General features: G+C 66.1%; 17 protein-coding genes. 6 read left to right on the top strand and 11 right to left on the bottom strand.

Features of this window, described 5'->3' with window-relative positions; translation table 11 throughout:
* Positions 1-2: 2 nt before the first annotated feature.
* The 8 genes from O3305_RS08250 to lldD form a co-directional block, all read right to left on the bottom strand.
* Entirely contained in the window at positions 3-3,086 is a 3,084-nt protein-coding gene (locus O3305_RS08250) for a family 78 glycoside hydrolase catalytic domain (RefSeq protein WP_269575964.1), read from the bottom strand.
* Entirely contained in the window at positions 3,083-3,994 is a 912-nt protein-coding gene (locus O3305_RS08245; RefSeq protein ID WP_269575963.1) for an amidohydrolase family protein, read from the bottom strand. The genes O3305_RS08250 and O3305_RS08245 overlap by 4 nt, the downstream gene beginning before the upstream one ends.
* Positions 3,994-4,743 (bottom strand): SDR family NAD(P)-dependent oxidoreductase, encoded by a 750-nt coding sequence (locus tag O3305_RS08240; protein ID WP_269575962.1) that lies wholly within the window; start codon positions 4,741-4,743, stop codon positions 3,994-3,996. Before O3305_RS08240 ends, O3305_RS08245 begins: the two co-directional genes overlap by 1 nt.
* Positions 4,740-5,597: a fumarylacetoacetate hydrolase family protein gene (locus tag O3305_RS08235; protein ID WP_269575961.1), complete on the bottom strand. Its 858-nt coding sequence runs from the start codon at positions 5,595-5,597 to the stop codon at positions 4,740-4,742. The genes O3305_RS08240 and O3305_RS08235 overlap by 4 nt, the downstream gene beginning before the upstream one ends.
* A 12-nt stretch (positions 5,598-5,609) precedes the next feature.
* Positions 5,610-6,800 carry an L-rhamnonate dehydratase gene (gene rhmD, locus O3305_RS08230; protein ID WP_269575960.1) on the bottom strand — a complete coding sequence of 397 codons (1,191 nt, stop codon included), beginning with the start codon at positions 6,798-6,800 and terminating at the stop codon, positions 5,610-5,612.
* Positions 6,801-6,810: 10 nt separating this feature from the next.
* Complete coding sequence (locus O3305_RS08225; protein WP_269575959.1) at positions 6,811-8,205, bottom strand: glycoside hydrolase family 140 protein; 1,395 nt, start codon at positions 8,203-8,205, stop codon at positions 6,811-6,813.
* A 216-nt stretch (positions 8,206-8,421) separates the two neighbouring features.
* Entirely contained in the window at positions 8,422-9,186 is a 765-nt protein-coding gene (gene lra1, locus O3305_RS08220) for an L-rhamnose 1-dehydrogenase Lra1 (RefSeq protein ID WP_269575958.1), read from the bottom strand.
* Complete coding sequence (lldD, locus tag O3305_RS08215) at positions 9,183-10,322, bottom strand: FMN-dependent L-lactate dehydrogenase LldD (protein WP_269575957.1); 1,140 nt, start codon at positions 10,320-10,322, stop codon at positions 9,183-9,185. The genes lra1 and lldD overlap by 4 nt, the downstream gene beginning before the upstream one ends.
* A gap of 457 nt (positions 10,323-10,779) precedes the next feature.
* Here lldD and O3305_RS08210 point away from each other — a divergent pair, with 457 nt between their 5' ends.
* The 4 genes from O3305_RS08210 (at position 10,780) to O3305_RS08195 (ending at position 16,271) form a co-directional block, all read left to right on the top strand.
* On the top strand, positions 10,780-11,547 hold the full coding sequence (locus O3305_RS08210; RefSeq protein ID WP_269575956.1) for a transketolase: 768 nt from the start codon (positions 10,780-10,782) through the stop codon (positions 11,545-11,547).
* The gene (locus tag O3305_RS08205) at positions 11,544-12,497 is read left to right on the top strand and encodes a transketolase family protein (protein WP_269575955.1); all 954 of its coding nucleotides are present in this window, start codon (positions 11,544-11,546) and stop codon (positions 12,495-12,497) included. Before O3305_RS08210 ends, O3305_RS08205 begins: the two co-directional genes overlap by 4 nt.
* Positions 12,498-12,645: 148 nt before the next feature.
* Positions 12,646-15,756: a TonB-dependent receptor domain-containing protein gene (locus O3305_RS08200; RefSeq protein ID WP_269575954.1), complete on the top strand. Its 3,111-nt coding sequence runs from the start codon at positions 12,646-12,648 to the stop codon at positions 15,754-15,756.
* 146 nt (positions 15,757-15,902) lie between these two features.
* Positions 15,903-16,271, top strand: coding sequence for a hypothetical protein (locus tag O3305_RS08195; RefSeq protein ID WP_269575953.1), 369 nt, complete (start codon positions 15,903-15,905; stop codon positions 16,269-16,271).
* A 93-nt stretch (positions 16,272-16,364) separates the two neighbouring features.
* Here the strand turns inward: O3305_RS08195 and O3305_RS08190 are convergent, their stop codons facing one another.
* Complete coding sequence (locus O3305_RS08190) at positions 16,365-17,624, bottom strand: MFS transporter (protein ID WP_269575952.1); 1,260 nt, start codon at positions 17,622-17,624, stop codon at positions 16,365-16,367.
* A 202-nt stretch (positions 17,625-17,826) separates the two neighbouring features.
* Between O3305_RS08190 and O3305_RS08185 the strand changes: the two genes are divergently transcribed.
* Positions 17,827-19,410 (top strand): DUF5060 domain-containing protein, encoded by a 1,584-nt coding sequence (locus O3305_RS08185; RefSeq protein ID WP_269575951.1) that lies wholly within the window; start codon positions 17,827-17,829, stop codon positions 19,408-19,410.
* 2 nt (positions 19,411-19,412) lie between these two features.
* Complete coding sequence (locus tag O3305_RS08180; protein ID WP_269575950.1) at positions 19,413-20,660, top strand: SGNH/GDSL hydrolase family protein; 1,248 nt, start codon at positions 19,413-19,415, stop codon at positions 20,658-20,660.
* Positions 20,661-20,772: 112 nt separating this feature from the next.
* Here O3305_RS08180 and O3305_RS08175 read toward each other — a convergent pair whose 3' ends face one another.
* Positions 20,773-21,756: a sugar phosphate isomerase/epimerase family protein gene (locus O3305_RS08175; RefSeq protein WP_269575949.1), complete on the bottom strand. Its 984-nt coding sequence runs from the start codon at positions 21,754-21,756 to the stop codon at positions 20,773-20,775.
* A gap of 87 nt (positions 21,757-21,843) precedes the next feature.
* On the bottom strand, positions 21,844-22,632 hold the full coding sequence (locus O3305_RS08170; protein ID WP_269575948.1) for a DeoR/GlpR family DNA-binding transcription regulator: 789 nt from the start codon (positions 22,630-22,632) through the stop codon (positions 21,844-21,846).
* Positions 22,633-22,844 lie beyond the last annotated feature (212 nt).

Below are 22,844 nucleotides of genomic sequence, written 5' to 3'. Positions count from 1 at the left end.
CGTCACTCTCCGGATTTCATGAATGCATGGGTGCCGGCGCCGACTTCCGTACGGCTGTCGACCGGCGTGTCGCCGAGGCGCCAGCCGCTTCCGGGCAGGTCGATTTCGGCGATGGTGTTGGCGGGGATGGTGAGCGTGAAGCGGGTGAGGCCGCTTGCATCGCCATCGGTTTCGGCGGCGATAAGGCCGACCACGGACTCGTAGCGCGCCGAGACCCGGCCGATCGCCGGATACCAGAGCGGCCGCGCGGCGATCCGGCGGAAGCCGGGCGCGGCGGGCGCGATGCCCGCCAGTCGCCGGTAGAAGAAGCCGACGATCGCGCCGAAGGCATAGTGGTTGTAGCTGTTCATCGACAGGTCGCCGGTGTCGCCGTTCCAGCGTTCCCACATCGTCGTAGCGCCTTGGGCAGGCATATAGCCCCAGCTCGGATAGCCGGTCTGGAGCAGCAGCCCCGCGACTTCGTCATGCCGGCCGGCATCGGCGAGCACGTCAAGGATATAGGGCGTGCCGAGGAAGCCGGTGGAGAGCCTCATGCCGCGTGCGCGGATGTCCTTGGCCAGCACTTCGGCAGCGGCGGCGCGGCTATCCTCGGGCACCAGACCCATGAACAGCGCGAGCACCTGGCTCGCCTGGCTGCCATTGCCGGCGGTGCCGTCAGCGGCGACGAACTCGGCGGCGAAGGCGGCGGCGATTTTTGCGTGCAGGGTGCGCCATTCGCCGGCGTCGCGGCCGGTGGCCTCGGCCATCTCGGCCATCAGCTCGGCGCACCAGGCCCAATAGGCAGTGGCGCACAGCACGCGCGGAGTGGTCTCGTCATCGGGCTTGATCGCATCGACCGAGAGCCAGTCGCCGAGATCGAGCCCGCGATCGTTGCGCCAGATGCCGTCGGGATTGGTGCGTGCGACAAAGGCCATCCAGCCTGCCATCGCGTCCCAATTCTCGTCGATCACGGCGGTGTCGCCGTAACGCCGCCAGAGCTGCCAGGGCAGGATGATCCCGGCCTCGCTCCAGCCCGCCGTCACCACATCGGGGAAGGAGAGCGGCTGCGGCACCACGATCGGATAGGCGCCGTCGGGCCGCTGCGCCGCGCGCGCTTCGAGCAGGAAGCGGCGGATGAAGGGATCGACCTCCATGTTGAACGCGGCGGCGTCCGCGAACACCTGGATGTCGCCCATCCAGCCCATGCGCTCGTCGCGCTGCGGGCAATCGGTGGGCACCGCGAAGAAGTTCGAGCGCTGGCTCCACAATGCGTTGTCGAAGATGGTCTGGAGCAGCGGCGCGTCGTGGAAGGTCACGCCGCCGGTTTCGCGGCAGGCGCTGTGGACGACCACGCCCTCGATGTCGTCGAGGGTCGGCACGCCGGGATAGCCGGCGATCTCGACATAGCGGAAGCCGTGATAGGTGAAGCTCGGCTCGAAGGTCTCCTCGCCGGTGCCGGCGAGCGTGAAGCTGTCGGTCGCCCTGGCGAGACGGAGGTTGGACAGGTCAGCGGTGCCGTTCGGGTTGAGCAGCTCGGCGAACTTCGCCGTGATCGTGGTGCCTGCCGGACCTGTGGCGCGGATGCGGACCCAGCCGGGGAAGTTCTGGCCGAAGTCGAACACGTAGCGGCCGGGCAGCGGCTCGCTGACACTGCGTGCCCTCAGGCTGCCGGTGCGTTCGAGCAGGGGCGAGGTCTGGGCGATCAGGCGGGTGTCGGGCTCCGCGCCGCGCTTGGCTTGCGTCCATGCCGAGGCGTCGAAGCCGGGCAGGTCCCAGCCAGGCTGCTCGTCGCGGGCATCGCGGGTCTCGCCGTCATAGATTTCGGACTTGCTGATCGCCGAGGGGGCGAGGCGCCAGTCGGGGCGGGTCTCGATCCATTGGCTGGTGCCGTCGGCGTAATCGAGGCGCAGCTGGGCGCGGAAGCGGCGTGGGGCGGGGCCGAAGCCATAGCGCTCGATCCGCCAACCGAACGGGCTGGCATAGAAGCCGTCGCCGACCGTGGCGCCGAACGCGTTGGCGCCAGGGCGGATCAGGTCGGTGACGTCGTACGCCTGGTAGAGGACATGGTCGGCCGCGACGCTGATCTCAGGGGCGAGGATCGCGCCGGAGACGGCCTGGCCGTTGATCCGCGCGTCATAGGCGCCGAGCGCGGTGGCATAGAGCCGTGCCGCGACGACCGGCTGGTCGGCGGTGAACTCCGTGCGCAGCAGCATCGCCGGTTCGCTGGGACGCGGATCGTTATGGACATTGGCGCCGCTGGGGACGGGCGCGGCCCAGTCGCTCGCGTCGAAGCCGGACTCCGTCCAACCCTCGGGCGGGGACGGAATCAGGCGGAATGCGCTGCTGACGATCCGATCGACGCTGCCATCGGCGCGGTACAGCCGGATCAGCGCGGCGAAGGCGCCGCCATCCACGGGGAAGAAGCCGGTGGTGTCGGCTTCGACCAGCGCGCAGACGCTGTTGCGGCCTGGCTTCACTTCGCCGGCATAGGGGGCGAGCGTGCCCCAGAAGGGGAGATAGGTGTCCCAGTCGAAATGCCAGTCGAGCGGCGACTTCTCGCCATTGACCCAGACGCCGCGGAGGTGGTCCTTGCCGGCGACCAGCACCTCGGCGCGGACGAGATCGGCGGGGGCGTCGAAATCGAGGCGGAAGGCGTGGGGTCGGTCGTCGAGCGCGGTTTCGCTCCACACCCAGGTGACCCCGGCGGCGCGTTCGGCTGCGGCGAATGCGTCTTCGGCTTCGATCCAGTCGGCGCGCCAGTCAGCGGGCGCGAGCAGGCCGGTCTCGAACCAGGACGGGTCAGAATGGGCGACGCGCCCGGCATCGTCATGGGCCTCGACCGACCACCAGATGCGCTGCATCGAAGCGAGAGGCGGGCCTGCATAGGCGATGTCGAAGCTGGCATCGCTGGCCACCGCGCCGCTGTCCCAGAGCAGACCGGCGCCGGCGAGTGCGTCTGCGGTGGCGGCGGCGCGGATGCGGTACTGTGCCTGCACCGTGCCCGGCGTGTCGCTTTCGATCCGCCAGGAAAGGCGAGGCCGCTCGGCCTCGGTGCCGAGAAGCTCGACAGTGTTCTCGGTACGCAGATCGACGACGCGCAGGGTCATAGGGTCAGGCCCAGACGATAGAGACGGTTGGCATTGCCGGCGAATAGGGCAAGGCGCTCGTCCGCCGAGAAATCGAAGGTGATCGCGTCATAGGCACCGAGATGCCGGTCGAAGCTGCCGAACAGCCTGTCCGTGGGGAAGTTGCTGGCGAACATCGCGCGGTCCGCGCCGAACAGGTCGATCGTCTCGAGCACGTAGGGCCGGGCCTGATCGACGGTCCAGGGGCGCCAGGTGAAGCCCATGCCCGAGATCTTGACCGCGACATTGGGCAGCGCGGCGAGCGCCGCCATGCCGTTCCGCCAGACCGCCCAGCCCTCTTCATCGCCGGGGATCGCCATTCCGGCATGATCGATTATGACCTGAATGTCCGGGTGCCTCGCGATCAGTCCGGCGAGATGCGCGAACTGGCCGGGATAGGCCTGGAGATCGAAGCTCAGGCCGTACTTCGCGAGCAGCCCGAAACCCCGCATCCACGCGTCCGAGGTGGTGATGTCCGCCGGGGAATAGCTGCGCTGCGGGTCGGCATGCCAGTTCACGATATGGCGGATGCCGCGCACATTGGGGTGCGCGACATGGGCGCCGAGCAGGCCCTCCAGCGTCGGGCTTTCGAGTGCAGCAAAGGCGACGATGCCGTTCGGCAGGCCGCGCGCGTCGGCCATGGCCTGCAGCCACTCGGTTTCGCGGAGCGCATCGTCGGGATGCGCGCCCGCATCGATATGGACGATCCCACGCACGTCCCAATCGCCCGCATCGACCAGATAGTCGTCGAGCCCGTAATCGCTGGCGATGGGCTCGACACTGCCATTGGGCCCCTCATCGCTGAACGGCGGCATCAGCCACGGATAGCGGATGTGCGACAGGTTCCAGAGATGGACGTGCGGATCGATGAAGGGCGGGCGCGTGGGCATCAGAAGGTGGTTCGGCCGCCCGAGGTGTCGAAGGTGGATGCAGTGGTGAAGCTGCACTCCTCCGAGGCCATGAAGCACACCATCGCCGCCGATTCTTCGACTTCGCCGAGGCGACCCATCGGGATCTTCGAGCGCATGTAATCGACCTGGCTCTGCGGCAGCTGGGCGAGGATCGGGCTCTCGAAGGTGGCGGGGGTGAGCGCGTTGGCGATCACGCCCTTGCCGGCGAGTTCCTTGCCGAGCGACTTGGTGAAGCCGATCACGCCGGCCTTGGACGCCGAATAGGCGCTGGCGTTCGGATTGCCTTCCTTGCCGGCGACCGAGGCGATGTTGACGATGCGGCCATAGCCGTTCTCGAGCATCAGCGGCACGATCGCGCGGTTGCAGTAGAACAGGCCGTTCAGGTTGATGTCCATCACCCGCAGCCAGCTGTCGAGCGGGAATTCATGGACCGGCACGGTCGCGCCGGTGATCCCGGCCGAGCAGACCAGCACGTCGATCTTGCCGAGGATTTCGGCACTGGCTTTCGCAGCGGCTTCGACCGCGGCGGCATCGGACACGTCGAGCGCCTGCACGCCGGCAGCGCCGACTTCCGCCTGGGCGGCGGCGAGGGCGTCTGCGTTGAGATCCCAGAGGACGACCTTGCCGCCCTCCGCGACGATCCGCGTCGCCACGGCCTTGCCGAGGCCCGAGGCGCCGCCGGTGACGACGGCGCAGCGGCCGGCATAGCGTCCCGCGAACACGCTCACTTGGCGGCCCGCCAGGCGACGAATTCCTGGCGCTGCTCGCCGAGCTTCTCGATGCCCAGCTCGACCACGTCGCCGGCCTTCAGATACCAGGGCTCGGGCTTCTGGCCGAGGCCGACGCCCGGCGGGGTGCCGGTGGTGATGACGTCGCCGGGGAGCAGCGTCATGAACTGCGAGCAATAGGCGACGATCTGCGCGACGGTGAAGATCATCGTCTTGCTGTTGCCGTTCTGCATCTTCTTGCCGTTGACCGACAGCCACATGCCGAGATCCTGCGGATCGCCGACTTCGTCCTTGGTCACCATCCACGGGCCGATCGGGCCGAAGGTCGGGAAGCCCTTGCCCTTGTCCCAGGTCAGGCCGCGCTCGACCTGCCAGTGGCGCTCGGACACGTCGTTGATGACGCAATAGCCGGCGACATAGTCGAGGGCTTCCTCCTCGGTGACGTAGGAAGCGGCGGTGCCGATGACGACGCCGAGCTCGACTTCCCAATCGGTCTTCTTCGAGTCCTTCGGGATGGTGACGGGATCGTTCGGGCCCTGGATGCAGCTCACCCACTTCTGGAAGACCACGGGCTCCTCGGGCACCGGCAGGTTCGATTCCGCGGCGTGATCGGCGAAGTTGGTGCCGATCGCGATGAACTGGCGGGTGCCGCCGACGCACGCGCCGTAGCGGACATCGCCCTCGACCAAGGGCAGGCTGGCGGGATCGATCGCGGCGAGGCGGGCGAGGGCATCCTTGCCGAGCGCGTCGGGGCCGATGTCGGCGACATGCGCGGAGAGGTCACGGATGCGGCCATCGCTGTCGATCAGGCCGGGCTTCTCGGCGCCCGGGGCGCCATAACGGCAAAGCTTCATGAGGTACTATCCTTAGCGGGAATAGGGGCGGTGAAGGGCGATATCGCGGTTGAGCTCGACGCCGAAGCCCGGCCTGTCGAGTTCGCTCGCGCGGATCCTGCCGTTTACGGGCACCGGCTCGCCGAGCAGCTGCGGCGCGAACATCGGCACCACCTCGGTCGGCCCCGGATGCATCATCAGGAACTCGGCGAAGGGCGAATTGTGGCGGGTGATGACGAAGTGGTAGCTGTAGACCGACGAGCCGTGCGGGACCATCATCACGCCCTTTGAATCGGCATAGTTGGCGATCTTGATCAGCTCGGTCACGCCGCCGCACCAGCCCACATCGGGCTGGATGATGTCGCAGCATTCCATGTCCATCAGCATGCGGAAGCCCCAGCGGGTCGCCTCATGCTCGCCAGTGGTGACGAGCAGGCCCTTGGGGGCATTCTTCTTGAGCTGAGCATAGGCCCAATAGTCGTCGGGGCTCAGCGCCTCCTCGATCCACTTGAGCCCGCATTCGTTCCAGGCACGGTGGGCAAGGCGGGTGGCATAGTCGAGGTCGAGCGACATCCAGCAATCATACATCAGCCAGAAATCGTCGCCGCACTTGGCGCGCATGTCGGCGAGCAGGGCGATGTTCTTCTCCAGCCCCTCAAAGCCTTCGGCCGGGCCGTGGTGGAGCGGAAGCTTGCCGCCGATGAAGCCGAGTTCCTTGGCGATGTCCGGCCGCGCGCCGGTCGCGTAGAATTGCAGCTCGTCGCGCACCGCACCGCCGAGCATGTGATAGACCGGCTCGCCGCGCAGCTTGCCGAGCAGGTCCCAAAGCGCGAGATCGACGCCCGAGATCGCGTTGATCACCAGGCCCTTGCGGCCATAATATTGGGTCGAGAAATACATCTGGTCCCAGATCTTCTCGAACTCGTACGGGCTGCGCCCTTCGAGGAAGCGGGCGAGATGCTTCTCGACGATATAGGCGGCGGGCTCGCCGCCGGTGGTGACCGCGAAGCCGACCGTGCCGTCCTCGGCCTCCAGCTCGACCACCAAAGTGCCGAGCACGTTGATGCCGAAGCTCTGCCGCGAGGCGCGATATTCGGGATAGCGCGCCATCGGCGTGGCGATGTGATCGTCGATCCAATGGCCTTCGCCCTGGTCGTGATAATCGGCGCCGCCACCGCCGCGCACGACGAAGGCGCGGACATGTTTGATCTTCGGCAGGCTCATGCGCATTCCCTTATTGACCGGCGCGCGGCGTGCGCGCGTCGTCGAGCACCAGCACCCAGTCATTGCCCGGCGCGGTTTCCCCCGGCGGATCGAAGCGGTGCTGGCCTGTGTTGTTGAAAGTCCCGATTTCCACCGACTGGCCGTCGCGCGGCGAATACCAGTGCGCGCTGACCTGCTTGCCCGTGGTCGTGCCGAGCCGCAGCGTGAACGGGCGACCGGTATATGTATAGACAAATACATAGCCCTTGCCGCGGCTCGCCAGCACACGGTCATAGCGGGTGCCATTGTCGGTGATCAGCGACGGATCGGGCACGCGCTCGAGCATCGGTCGCGATTCGATCAGGCGACGCAGATACTGCATCTGGTTGGCGCCGGGCGCCTCGATCGCCTGCTGCCACGGCGTGACCGGCTCGAAATTGGCCGTGTCCGCACCGGGCGTGAAGAACTGCATGACGTGGTTTTCGCCATAGGTGTGGCCGAACGCGCCGGCCATCACCGCCCACCAGGCATAGCGGCGCGCGTCGGGCGCCAGCCAGCGCGGCTGGTTCGCCTCGTGCAGGCCGTGGGGGATGCCCTCATAGGAAGGCTCGCCGTCGATCACCGGCTTGGTGGGCAGGCGGATCCAGTCGGTGGCGACATAGCGCCAATTGTCCTCACCAATCGCGCTCGCGCCTTCCTGGGCATAGGAGCGGTGGCCTGACTGGAACATGTTGAAATCGAGCCAGGGCGCGTCGTGATATTGCCAGGAGGAGTCGGTGCGGCCGATCGGGTGGAAGGTCATCAGATGGCCGGGATCGTAGAGCTTGATTGTCGATCCCAGCGCGTCCCACACTGCGGTGCGCATCTCGGAACGGGTGTCGCCGCCGTTGAGCCAGATGATGTTGGGCTGGTTCCTGTAGCGCTCGGCGAGGAAGCGGCCATAGGCGGGTGCGTTTTGCAGGTTCAGCTTGCCGCCGTCTGCGATCGAGCCCCAGCAGGGCACCAGCGCGAGATAGATGCCGAGTTCCTCGGCGCGCTTCGCGACCCAGTCGAGATGGTCCCAATAGTCATATTCGCCGGCCCTGGCCGGATCATTGCCCGGCGTCGTGCGCGGGCGGCCGGGGTCGCCATCGACCAGCGCGGGGCCGGTAGCCGGGTTGGTCATCTTCTCGGTGTGGAGCACCATGATCTGGACGACGTTGAAGCCCTGGCGCTTGCGGGTGAGGAGGTACTGTTCTGCCTCGGCGCGGCTGGTGCGGCTGAGCAGCAGCCAGCCGGTGTCGCCCATCCAGAAGAAGGGCTTGCCGCCGGCAAGCAGATAATGGCCGTTCGGCGCGACCGAGAGGGGGGGAGTCTGCGCGGCGGCCGGCGTGGCGACTGCCGCAGCGGCCGCAAGCGCGGCCAGCAGAAACGAGCCGGCGTGCATCAGACTTCCCTCTCCCGAAGCGCGGGAATCGTGGCCCCCGCTGTCTGACGTTCATTGTATAATAGTATTATTTAAGTCAACCGCCGTCGCGCACTTCTGCCGTTAATTGCGGTGGATACGCGCCGGCGCCGGCACGCGGCGTGCGCAGTCGAGCGCATCACGCGGAGCATGATGCGCTGTCCGGCGATCCCTCCGGCCCCAAACGGGGCGGCGGGCTTATTGGAGGTTCACGAACATGCCGCCGTCGACCAGCAGCGCGGCGCCGGTGACATAGGCTGCCATGTCCGAAGCAAGGAAGACGATCGGCCCGACGAGATCCTCGGGCATGCCGAGGCGGCCGAGCGGGGTGCGCTCTTCCATGTAATGGCGCTTCGCTTCGTCGGCGAGATCGTCCTTGTTGATCTCGGTGAGGATGGTGCCAGGCAGAACGCTGTTGCAGCGGATGCCGTGCTTGCCGAGCGCAATCGCAGCCGACTGCATCAGCGAATGCACGCCGGCCTTGGTGGGCGTGTAGTGCGTCTGGAACTCGCCGCCGACCAGCGCCGAGATCGAGGAGACCGCGACGATCGCGCCGCCATGCCCTTGCTTGACCATCTGGTTGGCCGCACCCTGCACCATGTAATAGGCGCCGTGGAGATTGACCCGGAAGGTGCGGTCGACCGTCTCGACCGGCATGTCGAGGAAGGCGTGGAACGGGCAGATGCCCGCGTTGGAGACCATCACGTCGACCTTGCCGAATGCCTCGACCGCCTTGGCCACGAAATCGGTCGCGGTCTCGGGCAGTGCGACGTCGCCCTTCACCGCAATGCCCCGGCGGCCCAGCGCCTCGATCTCGGCGAGACAGGACTGGGCCTTCTCGTCGCTCGCCACATAGTTGATCGCGACATCGGCGCCGTGCTGCGCGGCGCCGATCGCGGCTGCGCGGCCGATGCCGGTGGATCCGCCGGTGACCAGCACGGTCTTTCCTTCAAGAAGCTTCATCTTACATCCTCTGCCAGGATCGAGCGATCGATCGCTTCGATCCGATTGACCCCGGTCAGCGTCATCGCGACCGTCATTTCCTTGGCGATCAGCTCGAGCAGCTTCGTCACGCCTGCTTCGCCCTGCGCGGCGAGGGCATAGACCCAAGCCCGGCCGAGCAGCACCGAGTGCGCGCCGAGCGCGAGCATCCGCACCACATCGAGCCCGTTGCGCACGCCGCCATCCGCCAGGATAGTCAGTCTATCGCGGACGGCATCGGCGATCGCGGGCAGCGCCCGGGCGCTCGACAGCACGCCGTCGAGCTGACGGCCGCCATGGTTCGAGACGACGATGCCGTCGGCGCCGATCGCGGCGGCCTCGCGCGCGTCCTCGGGATCGAGGATGCCCTTGATGATCAGCGGGCCATCCCAGGCGGCGCGGATCCATTCGAGATCGCGCCACTGGATCGACGGATCGAAATTGGCGCCGAGCCAGCCCATATAGTCGTTGAGGCCGCTGTCCTTGCCGAGCACCGGAAGAAGGTTGCCCAGCGTGTGCGGGCGGCCGCGCAGGCCGACATCCCAGGACCAGTGCGGCTTGCCCATTGCCTGGAGCACGCGGCGCAGCGGCGCATTGGGGCCGGACATGCCCGAATGCGCGTCACGGTAGCGCGCGCCGGGCACCGGCATATCGACGGTGAATACCAGCGCCTTCGCTCCGGCCGCCTTCGCGCGGGCGATGAGGTCCTTCATGAAGGCGCGGTCGCGGATCACATAGAGCTGGAACCAGAAGGGATCGGCCTTTTGCGCGACGTCCTCGATCGGGCAGATCGACACGGTGGACAGGCACATCGGCACGCCGGCTGCGCGGGCGGCGCTTGCCGCCTGGAGCTCGCCGCGCCGGGCGTACATGCCACTGATCCCGACCGGACCGAGCCCCACCGGCAGCGCGATCTCGCGGCCGAACAGGGTGGTGGAAAGGTCGATCGTGGCGACATCCTTCAGCACGCGCTGGCGCAGGGCGATGCCCGACAGGTCGCTCACGTTGCGGCGGAGCGTCTCCTCTGCATAGGCTCCGCCATCGGCATAGTCGAACAGGAAGCGCGGCAGGCGGCGGCGGGCGGCCTCGCGGAAATCAGTGGCTGAAGCGATGATCATGGAAATGCCTTATGGCGTTCGGCGCGGCCGCGGGAAACGGATTGTGCAATCATCGTCGCCACATTTTTCCTGGCGATGAGGGCTGCTCCGAAGGGAGCGCGCCGGCGTTTTCCCGACCGGCGCGAGTCGCGTGCTTTCATCATCCCGATCCTAAAATTCGCCCCTCTGGCAGCGTCTTGGGGGTGCTGCGCCGGTCTAACGGCCCGGTTTTGATATTGTCAATTTCTTCGCTAAATGACGGAAAACAAAAAAGTCGTAAGCCGGATACCCGGGATATTGAAGATATTATAGTACTAATCGTTGCAATTGCCCCTTTCCCCGGCTAACGAGCGGAAAGGAGAGATAGATGCATAAGCTGGAAAGGCCGGAGGTGGCGGGCGACCGCTCCACGCGCTTGGAAATTCGTGCAAACCACGTGCGTGAGCGCGCCAATTGGATGCGCAGGCGTCTCTTGAAGATGATCTTCGTTGCCGGCCAGGGGCACCCGGGCGGCGACCTCTCAGCCGCTGACATCGTGGCATCGCTCTATTTCGATATCCTTCGGATCGATCCGAAATCGCCCGATGCGCCGGAGCGCGATCGCTTCATCCTCAGCAAGGGCCATTGCACCGGCGCGCTTTATAGCGCGCTGGCGGGGGCGGGTTTCTTTCCCGAGGCCGAGCTCGACACCTATCTGCAGCCGGGCTCGCGGCTGAACGGCCACCCGAATCGCAACTATCTGCCTGGCGTCGAGACCAACACCGGACCACTCGGGCACGGTTTCCCGGTGGGCGTGGGCGTCGCGGTGGCCGGGCAGATTGACGGCGCGGACTACCGCGTGTTCGTGCTCACCGGCGACGGCGAGCTGCAGGAAGGCAGCATGTGGGAAGCGGCGATGTTCGCCGGCCATCGCGGCCTCGGCAACCTCACCGTGATCGTGGACCGCAACCGGCTGCAGCAGGGCGCCCGCACCGAGGACACCAATTCGCTCGAACCGCTGGCCAACAAGTGGCGCGCGTTCGGCTGGGACGTGGTCGAAGTCGATGGCCATGACCATGAAGCGCTGCTCGCGGCGTTCGATGAAGCTGCCGAGCCGCGCGACAAGCCGCGCGTGCTGATCGCGAACACCTTCAAGGGGCAGGGCGTCAGCTACATGCGCGACCAGGCAGGCTGGCACCACGGCGTGCCGGACGCCGAGCAATATGCCCAGGCGATCGCCGAGCTGGAAGCGGAGCTGCGCGCGTGAAGGACGTGGTCGCACCCGACATGTTCGATTGCCGCGACGCCTATGTCGGCGCGCTCGAGGAACTGGCCGCGGCGGATGCGCGCATCGTCGCCGTGGTCAATGATTCGGTGGGCTCGTCCAAGCTCGGCAAGTTTCGCGATCGCTTTCCGGCGCGGCTGATCAATGTCGGCATCGCCGAGCAGAACATGGTCGGCGTCGGCGCCGGTCTCGCCAATGGTGGCAAGATCCCCTTCGTCAGCGGGGCGGCCTGCTTCCTGACCGCCCGCGCGATGGAGCAGATCAAGGTCGATTGCGCCTATAGCCAGGCCAATGTGAAGCTGTGCGGCATCTCGAGCGGCGTCGCCTATGGCGAGCTCGGCGCGACGCATCACAGCATCGAGGACGTCGCCTGGCTGCGCGCGATCGACAAGCTGACCGTGATCGTCCCGTCGGATCCCTGGGAAACCGCAGAAGCGATCAAGGCGGCAGCGGCGCACGCCGGGCCAGTGTTCGTCCGGATCAGCCGGATGCCGGTGCCGGCGCTCGCGCGCGGCGAGGATGCGGTCTTCACGATCGGCAAGGCAGAGCTGCTGCGCGACGGCGGCGACGTTGCGATCCTCGCCAATGGCACGCTGGTGCACCGCGCGCTGGCCGCTGCCGCGCTGCTGGCCGGCGAGGGAATCGAGGCGCGCGTGGTCAACATGGCGACGGTGTCGCCGCTCGACGGCGATGCGGTGCTTGCTGCGGCTGGAACCGGTGCGATTGTGACGGCCGAGGAAGGGCTGGTGACCGGCGGGCTTGGCGGCGCGGTTGCCGAGCATTGCGCGCGCCACCGCCCGGTACCGATGCGGATGCTGGGCTTCCCCGGCTTCCTGCCGACCGGGTCGGCGAGCTGGCTGATGGAGCATTTCGGACTCACCGCGGAAGGCATCGCCGATGCCGCCCGCGAACTGGTGGCGGGGAAAGGCTGATGGCAGCGCCGTCGGCATCGACCGGTCGCAACATGGCGGAGCGCTCCGCGCTGCCGCCGGGGGGAACGTGACGGGGCGGCGGTGGGGCCGCAACGAATGACGTGAGGTGCTTCGGCACGAGAACATAAGAATTGGGAAGGGAGTGGAAATGAATAAGTCGTTCAAGACAGTGCGTCCCGCGCCGCTGCTGCGCGGAATGCTGCTGACCGGGGTCAGCGCCATGACGCTCGTCGTCGCGCCTGCCGCATTCGCGCAGCAGACCGCGCCGGCGCCGGACACCGTGGCCGAGACGCCGCAGGAGCCAGTGACGCAGAATGATGCGATCGTCGTCACCGGCAGCCGCATCAAAAGCCCGACGCTGACTTCGCCGTCGCCGCTGCAGGCCGTTACTGCCGAGACGATCCAGAATATCGGCGCGACCAACGTCCAGGAAGCACTGGCCCAGATCCCGGCGGTCGGCGTGCCCGGCCAGACCCGCGTCAGCAACGCCGGCGATACCAATCCGGGTCTCGCCACCGTCAACCTGCGCAACCTTGGCGACAACCGCACCCTGGTGCTGATCGACGGCCGCCGCTCGGTCGCCGGCATTCCGGGCACCTCGACCGTCGACCTGTCGATGATCCCGACCTCGTTCGTCGAGCGTGTCGACGTGCTGACCGGTGGCGCCTCGGCCGTCTATGGCTCGGACGCGATCGCGGGCGTGGTCAACTTCGTCTACAAGAAGAATTTCCAGGGCTTCCAGGCCAATGCACAGGCCGGCATCTCGGAACTCGGCGACGACAAGCGCTATTCGATCAACGGTACCTTCGGCCAGAATTTCGCCGACGGCCGTGGCAACGTGATGATCTATGCCGGGTACAACCACGAAGGTGACGTGCCCAACTACAAGCGCGAGCGGACCGCTGCCGGTTATAGCAGCCTGGGCAACACGCAGCGCGTTGGCGGCAACAGCGACGCGAACCTGACCGCCGCGCAGAACCTGTTCACGCGCTTCTACCAGCCGTCGAACGTCGGTCCGGGCGGCGTGTTCAACTTCGGTGGCGTCGGCAGCCGGCTGATCCTGGCGGACGGCACGCTCGACACCTATCCGGCGGTGAACGGCACGAACTACAACGACCCCACGGTCGTCGCGAAGATCAACAAGTACGGCTATAACGCGGCCGCGCTGGGCCAGCAGGCCTCGCCGTCGAACCAGATCACGGTCGCCACGCGCGCGAACTTCGACGTGAGCGACAAGCTGAACCTGTTCGTTGAATCGACCTTCTCGAACTACAAGACCAAGGGCCGTCGCGAAGCCTCGCCGATGCGCACGGACAGCGCGCTGGGCGCGTTCAACGGCACGAACGGGTATTTCCCGATCCAGTTCCAGGTCGTGAACCCGAGCAACCCGGCTGATGTCCGCATCGTCAACAACCCGTTTGTGCCGACCGCGGTGTTCAACGCGGCGGACAATCGCGCCGTCAACGACGCGATCGCTTCGAAGGACGTCAGCTTTCTGCTCCGCACGACGATGTTCGGCGACGGCACGCGCAGTACCCCGACCGAGCGTGACAATTTCCGCGCGGTGATCGGCGGCACCTACAAGATCGGCGGCGACTGGACCGCCGACTTCTACTATCAGTACGGCTTCACCAAGCAGCGCCAGAGCATGACCGGCCTCGCCGACCTCAACCGCCTTGCCCAGGCGGTGCAGGTGATGCCCGACGTGTTCGACTACAACAAGAACGGCAACACCACCGAAGCCGTGTGCGTCGACGCGACCGCGCGTGCGAATGGCTGCGTGCCGATCAACGTCTTCGGCCTGAACGCGGACGGTACTTCGAAGGTCTCGAAGGAAGCCGCTGCGTGGCTGATGACCGAGATGAGCCGCTATTCGAAGCAGGAGCTGCAGACGGCGGCGGTGAACGTCGGCGGTACGCTGTTCAACCTGCCGGCCGGCCCGGTGCAGGTCTCGGTCGGCGCCGAGTGGCGTTCCGAGTACAGCATGGACGACTTCGATCCGCTGACCAACACCGCGCGTAACGGCTATGTCCAACTGCTCGACACCAAGGGCAAGTTCAACGTCAAGGAAGCGTATGGCGAACTCGTCGTGCCGATCCTGCGCGACACGCCCTTCTTCCAGAACCTGACGCTGCGCGGCGCTGCGCGCCTGTCCGACTACTCCACCGTCGGCAGCTTCTGGGCCTGGAACGTCGGCGGCGAATGGGCGCCGGTCGAGGATATCCGCTTCCGTGCGGTCTATGCCCATGCCGTCCGCGCGCCGAACATCGGCGAGCTCTATGCGGCGGCCGCGGCCGGCATCATCACCATCACCGATCCGTGCCAGGGCGTGACGCTGGCGCAGACCTCGGCGGTGGCAGTGAACTGCCGCAAGGATCCGGGCGTGCTCGCGAACATCAACGCGAACGGATCGATGACGCTGACTTCGTCGGACACGGCGGGCGTCGGCAGCATCACGGCTAGCAACCCCGGCATCCAGCAGGAAACCGGCAAGACCAAGACGTTCGGCGTGGTGATCAACCCGCGCTCGATCCACGCGCTGCGCGGCCTGACGATCACCGCCGACTACTACGACATCAAGCTCGAGAACGCGATCAACCGCCTCGCTGCGGCGACCGTGCTCAACAAATGCTATGTCAGTGGCCTGGCGGATTTCTGCCAGTTCGTGACCCGCCGCCAGCAGCCTTCGGGCGCGTTCAGCGTCGGCTCGGTCGAGCAGGTGGTGCGCGGTCTCGTCAACAGCGGTGGCCAGTTCACCCGCGGCATCGACATGACGCTGAGCTACAGCCACAAGATCCTGGGCGGCACGGCGACCTGGTCGGGCAGCTGGACCCACCTGCTCAAGCAGGGCATCGTTCCGCTGACCGGCGACGCCTATGACAACACCATGGGCGAGATCGGCACGCCGCGCGACTCGTTCAACTACGGCCTGAACTGGGACAATGACTCGTTCGGGTTCACCATCACGGGTGAAGTCACCGGCTCCCAGATGTTCGACTATGAGAACTACCAGACGACGTTCCGTCTGGCCAACGGTTCGCTTCCGGACAAGAAGTACTTCACGATCGGCGCGAAGAACTACAACAACGCCCAAATCCGCTATAAGGGCATCGAGAATTTCGAGCTCTATGCGGGTGTGAACAATCTGTTCAACGTCCAGGCGCCGCCGCTCTGGACCGGCACGCCCAACGGCAGCCCGAACGCGATCTGGGATATCATCGGTCGCCGTTACTATGCGGGTATCCGTCTCAAGTTCTGAAGGCCCCCCAAGTTGCCTCCTGTCGGGGCGGTGCATTGCACCGCCCCTTTTTTTGTGCGCGACAGGGGCGCCCAAATCGACTGGATTGCCAGCGGGGAGCGCGAGGATATGCTGGCCCGATGTGGCAACCGGCTATCCTTGCTCTGATGTCTGCTTCGCCCGCGGGGCAGGGCGTGACTTTCGAAGGCGTGGCCTTCGGCCCACAGCGCACCCTTAGCTGCACCTGGTTCACCAATTTCGAAAATAGCCGATTCGAGCAATGCCGGGACGCGACAGGACCGCTGCTGGGGGAAGGCGACGGGGCATCGATCAAATGCCGTGGAGACACGTGCAGGCAACTGGATGCCGCAGCCCGGGAGGCATCGGGCTGGCGAAAAGCCGAGCCGCCCTGGGGCAACTTCACGGTCCAGCTGGTGGGGCGGGTGAGCCTTGCGCAGCACAAGAAGCGCTATCTGGGCGATGCCAGCAGGGACGTTCTCATCGAACGTCTCGTCAGCGTTCGCGTCTTGAAATAGGCCGGTATGGGCGAATGAAGAAGGGCGGCCTCCTTGCGGAGACCGCCCGTGCGAGGTGCCGGCGGGTCGAAGAACCGGCGGCCCGCAGTTCGTTCAGGCCTTCAGCTTGGCCTCCAGCTCCTCGAGCGACTTGCCCTCGTTGCGCGGGGCGCCGAGCATGCCGATGATGCCGCTCGCCGCGAGGAAGCCGGTGAGGATCCAGGCGAGGGTAGTGAAGCCCGTGGCGGTCAGCACCGGCACGAAGAAGCTCCAGATGCCCAGGCCGATGCGCACCACCGCGAACATCAGGCCCTGCGCGGTCGAGCGCAGAAGCGTCGGGAACATCTCCGAGCTCCACAGCTGGAAGAACGACTGGGCACCGAAGCCCTGGCCGAACGCCATCAGGAAGACGTGGAGAATCGCCAGCGGCAGGGTGAGCGGGAACAGCGCGAGCAGCGACATGCCGACCACCTGGATCACTGCCGAGACGAGGAACATCGTCCGCTGGTTCAGCCGGTCGGAGAACTGCATGAATACCCCCCAGATCGACAGCATGCCGATCAGGAAGCTGAGCGTCTGGATCGCCACCGCGGTCGCCTGGCTGGCATCGCCGACGGTGCGCAAGATATAGGGGAAGAAGAAGCCGTTGGTGCCAGCCCACAGGTTCCACATGCCGTACATGCCGATCAGGAACGCCATCGAGCCGAGATAGCGCGGCTTGAACAGCGCGCTGATCCTGGCCGGCTCGATCTGCTTGTGCTCGTCTGCGGCCTGGGCTTCGAGCCAGCGCGGCGATTCCTGCATGCGCGAGCGCAGGAAGGTGAGGCCGATTGCCAGCAGCGCGAGATGCGCGAAGACGATGCGCGCGCCAAGCAACCCGAGCGGGGTGAGCACCAGGAACAGCAGCAGCACGACGACCGGACCCAGATACCAAAGCACCTGCGCCACGCCGCTATGCTTGCCGCGTTTACCCTTGGGCGCCATCTCGGCGATGATCGACCAGGAAGCGGGAATGTCCGCGCCGACCGCGAGGCCGACCAGGAAGAAGCCGAGCACGACCATCCAGGCGTTCATCGCGAACACCAGCCACAGCATGCCGAACGCGTAGAACAGCATGTCGTACTGGTAGATCTTCTTGCGCCCGAACAGGTCGCACAGCCTCCCGCCGATCAACGCGCCGATACCGGCGGAGATCGCGTTCGGCCCGAAAGCGCCGATCAGCCCGACCGTATTGTTGTTGAGATGATAGGCTTCCTGCCACAGCGCGAGCGCTGCCGATCCGGCGACGATCGACCCGGCGTCGATATAGTTCGCAAGGCCGGCGAGGATCGTGTTCCGCCAATCGTCCTTGTCCTGCGCATTCGTGCTGGCCATCGCCTGGCACCCCTCCTTTACAACATATGATAGTATTATTTGTGGCGCAGCCTAGCGGTGCCCGAGGGCCGGGGCAAGCGCTTGCAGCGCCTCGCCGACCCCTTAATCATGGTTGTGCGGGCAGTGATTTCTAGTACGATAATATTATTATAAAGCGCGACGCCCTTCCGGGGCGGATGCGGCAGATCGGGAGAGGGTTGGAATGAAGATCACGCGACGGAACATGCTCGCCCAGACCATGGCGATCGGTGCCGCGACTTCCACTCCCGCCATGGCCGCCGCAGCCCCTCGAACGGTCGAGCGCTGGGGTGTGTTCGAGATCGAACTGGCCGGCCCGAGAGGGGGCAATCCGTTCGTCAACGTGACGCTTGCCGCGGTTTTCGAAGGGGCGGGAAAGCGGGTCCGCGTGCCCGGCTTCTATGACGGCAATGGCACCTACCGCATCCGCTTCAGCCCGCCCGAGCTGGGCGCGTGGCGTTGGCGCAGCGAGAGCAATGCCGGTGCGCTTGCTGGCAAGTCGGGCGAGTTCACCGTAGTCGCGCCGGGCAAGGGCAGTCGCGGACCGGTCCGTGTGTCGAAGGACGGCTATCACTTCGCTTATGCCGATGGCACGCCGTTCCGCCAGATCGGCACGACCTGCTACAGCTGGGCGCTCCAGTCCGACGCGAAATGCGCCGAGACGCTGAAGACGCTCGCCGGCGCGCCGTTCAACAAGATGCGGATGCTGGTGTTCCCCAATGTCCCGTCGGTGGCGACCAACCCGTTCGCGCGCACCGGCGACGGGCCAAGGGATTGGGATCCGGCGCGGTTCGATCCCGCCTATTTCCGCCGCTACGAGGATCGCATCCAGAAGCTCGGCGCGCTGGGGATCGAAGCGGACGTGATCCTCTACCACCCCTATGACGAGAAGCGCGGCTATTCGGACATGCAGCGTGCCGATGACGAGCGCTATCTGCGCTACGTCGCCGCGCGCTTTGGCGCGTACCGCAACGTCTGGTGGTCGATGGCCAACGAATACGACAATATCGAAACCAAGACGATCGCGGACTGGGACCATCTCTTCGAGGTGCTGGTCGCCGCCGATCCGCATGATCGGCTGCGCTCGATCCACCAGATCAACACCTATTACGACCATCGCAAGCCGTGGATCACCCATGCCAGCGTGCAGAATGGCGCGGCCGTGCTCGACGATCTGCGCGCCGAGCTGCACCGCGCGATGACGCTCAAGCCGGTGGTCTTCGACGAGGTCGTCTATGAGGGGAACATCGCCAAGCGCTGGGGCAATCTGAGCGCCGAGGATATGGTCCAGCGTTTCTGGTACGGGCTGATCGGCGGCTGCTATGTCGGGCATAGCGAGACCTTCGCGGCGGATCGCAATGCCGACAGTTCCTGGCTGGGTCAGGGTGGCAGCCTGGCCGGGCACAGCGCGCCGCGGCTCGCCTTCCTGCGCAAGATTATGGAGGAAGGGCCGGTGCCGGGCGTCGAGCCGATCCAGGCCTGGTGGAACTATCATCTCGGTGGCCAGCAGAACGCGTATTACCTCCGCTATTTCGGCGCCGAGCAGCCGACCGAATGGCCGGTGGTATTGCCCGGCAAGGGGCCGGAGTCGCTGCAGAGCTATCGGATCGACGTCATCGACACCTGGAACATGACAGTCACTCCGGTCGAGGGGCTGTTCCGGATGGCGAAGAAGAATGACTATGACGTCCAGGATCCCGCGCGGCCGACCGTGGAGCTGCCGGGCAAGCCCTGGATCGCGCTGCGGATGGTCAAGGTGCAGGCATAGGGATGCGGTACGCGGGCTTCTTCGCAGCGGCGATGCTGTTCGCCTTGCCTGCCGCCGCGCAGGGTAGTCGAGAGGTGTGGATCGACGCCTATCAGTCGAGCCCGGCCGACTACGACTTCGTCATTCCCAAGGAGATGAAGCTCCCGCCCGAGACCCGCCAGCGTCTGCGTGATCGTCCGCCGGTGACCGGCACGCTGCGGATGCGCTTCGCGGTTGCGGCGGGCGGGCGGCAGGTCCGTATCCGCCTGTCCAATGAGGATGGCACAACGCCGCTCACCGTGGTTGCAGCCAGCGCCGGCATCGCCGCGACCGGCTTCGATGCGAAGCCCGGCACGCTGCGCCGGCTCAGCTTCGGTGGCGCGGCGCAGGTGACGATCGCACCGGGTGCGCCTGTGCTGAGCGATCCTGTCGCCCTGTCCGTTCCGGCAATGGGCGAGCTGGTGGTGAGCGTGCATATTCCCGCGGGGCTTAAGCTCAAGGGATTCGGGAATGCGGTGATGGCGATGGGGGAGGGCGACCAAATCCTCGCTGAAAAGATCGCAAATGCCGATACGATCATCGGCCGGCCGCCGGTGAGCGGTGTCATGGTGCGCAGCGCCAGCCCCCCGCGCGTTATCGTCGCGCTTGGCGATTCGATCACCGACGGCAACCGGCCCGCGCTCGACCAGCTGCATGGCTGGCCGGAACGGCTGAACCAGCGCATCGCCGCCGCGCCCGTCCGCCCGGCGCTGGCGGTGATCAATGCCGGTATCGGCGGCAACCGGGTGCTCTCGACCAGCTGGGGCAAGGCGGCGCTGGCCCGGTTCGATCGCGATGTCGCCCGCGTGCAGGGCGTGTCCCACGTCATCCTGTTCGAAGGCATCAACGATATCGGCAATGGCGGATCGAGCACCATGTTCGGCAACAACCCGCCGCTCGACGTGGACGAGCTGATCGCCGGCTACCGCCAGATCATCGCCCGGGCGCATGCCGCCAATATCAAGGTGGTGATGGGGACGCTGACGCCGTTCCGGGGCGCGACTTCGTACAATGAGGCGCGGGAAGCGCAGCGCCAGGCGGTCAATCGCTGGATCCGCACCTCGGGCGAGCCCGACGGCGTGATCGATTTCGACAAGGCCGTCCGCGATCCCGCCGCGCCGCTGCAGCTTCTGCCCGCCTATGATTCCGGCGACCATATCCATCCGGGTGAGGCGGGATACCGAGCGATGGGTGATAGTGTCGATATCGCTTTGTTTCGAAGGGCGGGGTGACGCTCGCACCCTGAAAGCTCCCCGGCGAAAGCCGGGGCCCAGGGTTTCTCTGCCATCCCGCTTGTGACCCTGGGCCCCGGCTTTCGCCGGGGAACAGAATAGTTTGAAAGAATTACCCCGCGAACAGCGCCTCGCGCGCCAGGCGCAGCGTCTCGACCGCATCCTGCTTCGCCTGCGCTGCCTTCATCGCGTCGAAGTCGAGCCGGTCGAGCGCCTTCTCGATATGCTTGAGGAAGCCGATCGCGCTCTTGGCGGCGCCGACGCAATCCTCGCGGAACGGGAACTGGTCGAGCTGCCACACGCCTTCCCACTTGTTCTTGCGCAGCGTGTAGAAGAACTCGAACAGCTCGATCGGGTGGACCGAGCCGGCGATCATGTCGTCGTCCCAGCCGCGCAGATTGTCGTTCACGTCCATGCCGAACAGCCGGCCATGATCGATCGCGAGCTGGGCCGAATCCGCCGGGCTCTCGCCGCCGTACAGCGCGTGGCCGAAATCGAGCAGGATGCCGATATTGGGCAGCCCGATCTTCTCGATGCCGAGCAGCGTGCGCGCGACGCTGTCGAAGCTCATGTGATTGCGCGGCTCGCGCGGCTTGTATTCGATCACGAACTGGAGATCGGGATTCTCGGAGGCGAGCTGGCCGACGCCGTCCATGCTCATCCGCCACAGATCGCCATGATCGACCTGGAAGGGATAGTCCCATCCATCCTGGCCCGGCCACAGCTTCACATATTTGGCGCCGAAGCGGCGGACGACGCCGGCGGCCTCGGTGATCATCGCATGCGCTTCGCGGCGGATGCCTGGATCGGGATTGGTGAAGGCGCCCTTGGCGAACTTGCGGGTGTAGATCTCCGGCGTGATGCCGATGACCGACAGGTTGTTGCGGGCGAGCGCCGCCTCGACCGCGGCGAAATCGGTCTCGCCGCCCGGGAAGGGGTAATTGATGTCGACGACCGACAGGTCACCGACCTCGCCGGCCAGGTCGATCATCTCGATCAGCGAGCGCGCCGGGCCATAGCCATCGGTCGCATAGCGATCCACATAGGTGGCGAAGTGCCAGATCCCCGCGCCGTACTTCTGCTCGCTCGCCATCATCAGTCCTCTCGAAGTGCCGCCCGGCTTCGTGCCGGACGTGAAATCATGGGGCCGTCGCGTTTTCGCGCCTGGCCGTGCGCCTGCCGGTCAGGCGATGAGTAGCTTCACCCCGGCGGCCTCGAAGCCCGCACGGTCCTCGTCCCGGATGCCGTCGTCGGTCACCAGCGTGTGGATCAGCTCGATGCCGCCGAGCGACGAGAAGGAGCGCTGCCCGATCTTGCTGCTGTCGGCGACCAGGATCACCTCGGCCGCGGATTCGATCATCGCGCGCTTCACCGTGATGTCCGAAAGCGACGGGAAGGTGAGGCCGGCATCGAGCGACACCGCTGCCGTCGCCAGGAACAGCTTCTGCGCGAACAGCCCGCGGAAATAGTCGCCTGAGCGCTCGCCGCTGAGTGACAGGGTCGGTGCCTTGAAATGGCCGCCCGGCATATGGACGTCGAACCCTGGCAGGCCGCCGAGCGCCAGCGCGATGTTGAGCGCGTTGGTGATCACCGTCAGCCCGCTGCGGGTGGCGAGGTGGGACGAGATCTCGGTGGTGGTCGATCCGGAATCGAGGATGATCGTCTCGCCATCCTGCACCAGCGTCGCCGCCGCGCGGCCGATCCGGCGCTTGGCTTCCATGTGCACCATGTGGTGCAGCGCCATCGCGCGCACCTGCTGGGTGACCGACTTGAGGAATGCCCCGCCATGCTCGCGCACGACATGGCCTTCCGCCTCGAGCTTCTCCAGGTCCTGGCGCACCGTTACTTCGGACACGCCGAAAGCATCCGCAAGCGTGCGGACGCGGGCGGCGCCTTCTTCCTGCATCCATTCCAGGATCTTCATCCGGCGGGCTTCGCCAAGCAGCCCGGGCGTTCCGGTTCGAGTGTTCATGCCTGTCTCCAATCCCCGCCTGCGATGCGGAGCTGCAGTGGCTCTAGCATGCGGGCGCGTGCGGCATAGATGCGGCGGACTTCCGAGGCTGCGGCAAGGGCAGGAGGCGCGCCCGCCTGCTCACCATTTTCCATGCCGAAACGCCGCACAGCCCATCCTCTTCCGTATCGCAGCTCTGATCGCCGGATTTTGCGCAACGCTAAGCGGTAACG

It is taken from the genome of Sphingomonas sp. NIBR02145, assembly GCF_027359115.1.
In the GTDB taxonomy this organism is placed as follows: domain Bacteria; phylum Pseudomonadota; class Alphaproteobacteria; order Sphingomonadales; family Sphingomonadaceae; genus Sphingomonas; species Sphingomonas kyeonggiensis_A.
The sequence above is the reverse complement of the archived record's forward strand: the minus strand, read 5'-3'. Positions and strand labels throughout refer to the sequence as shown.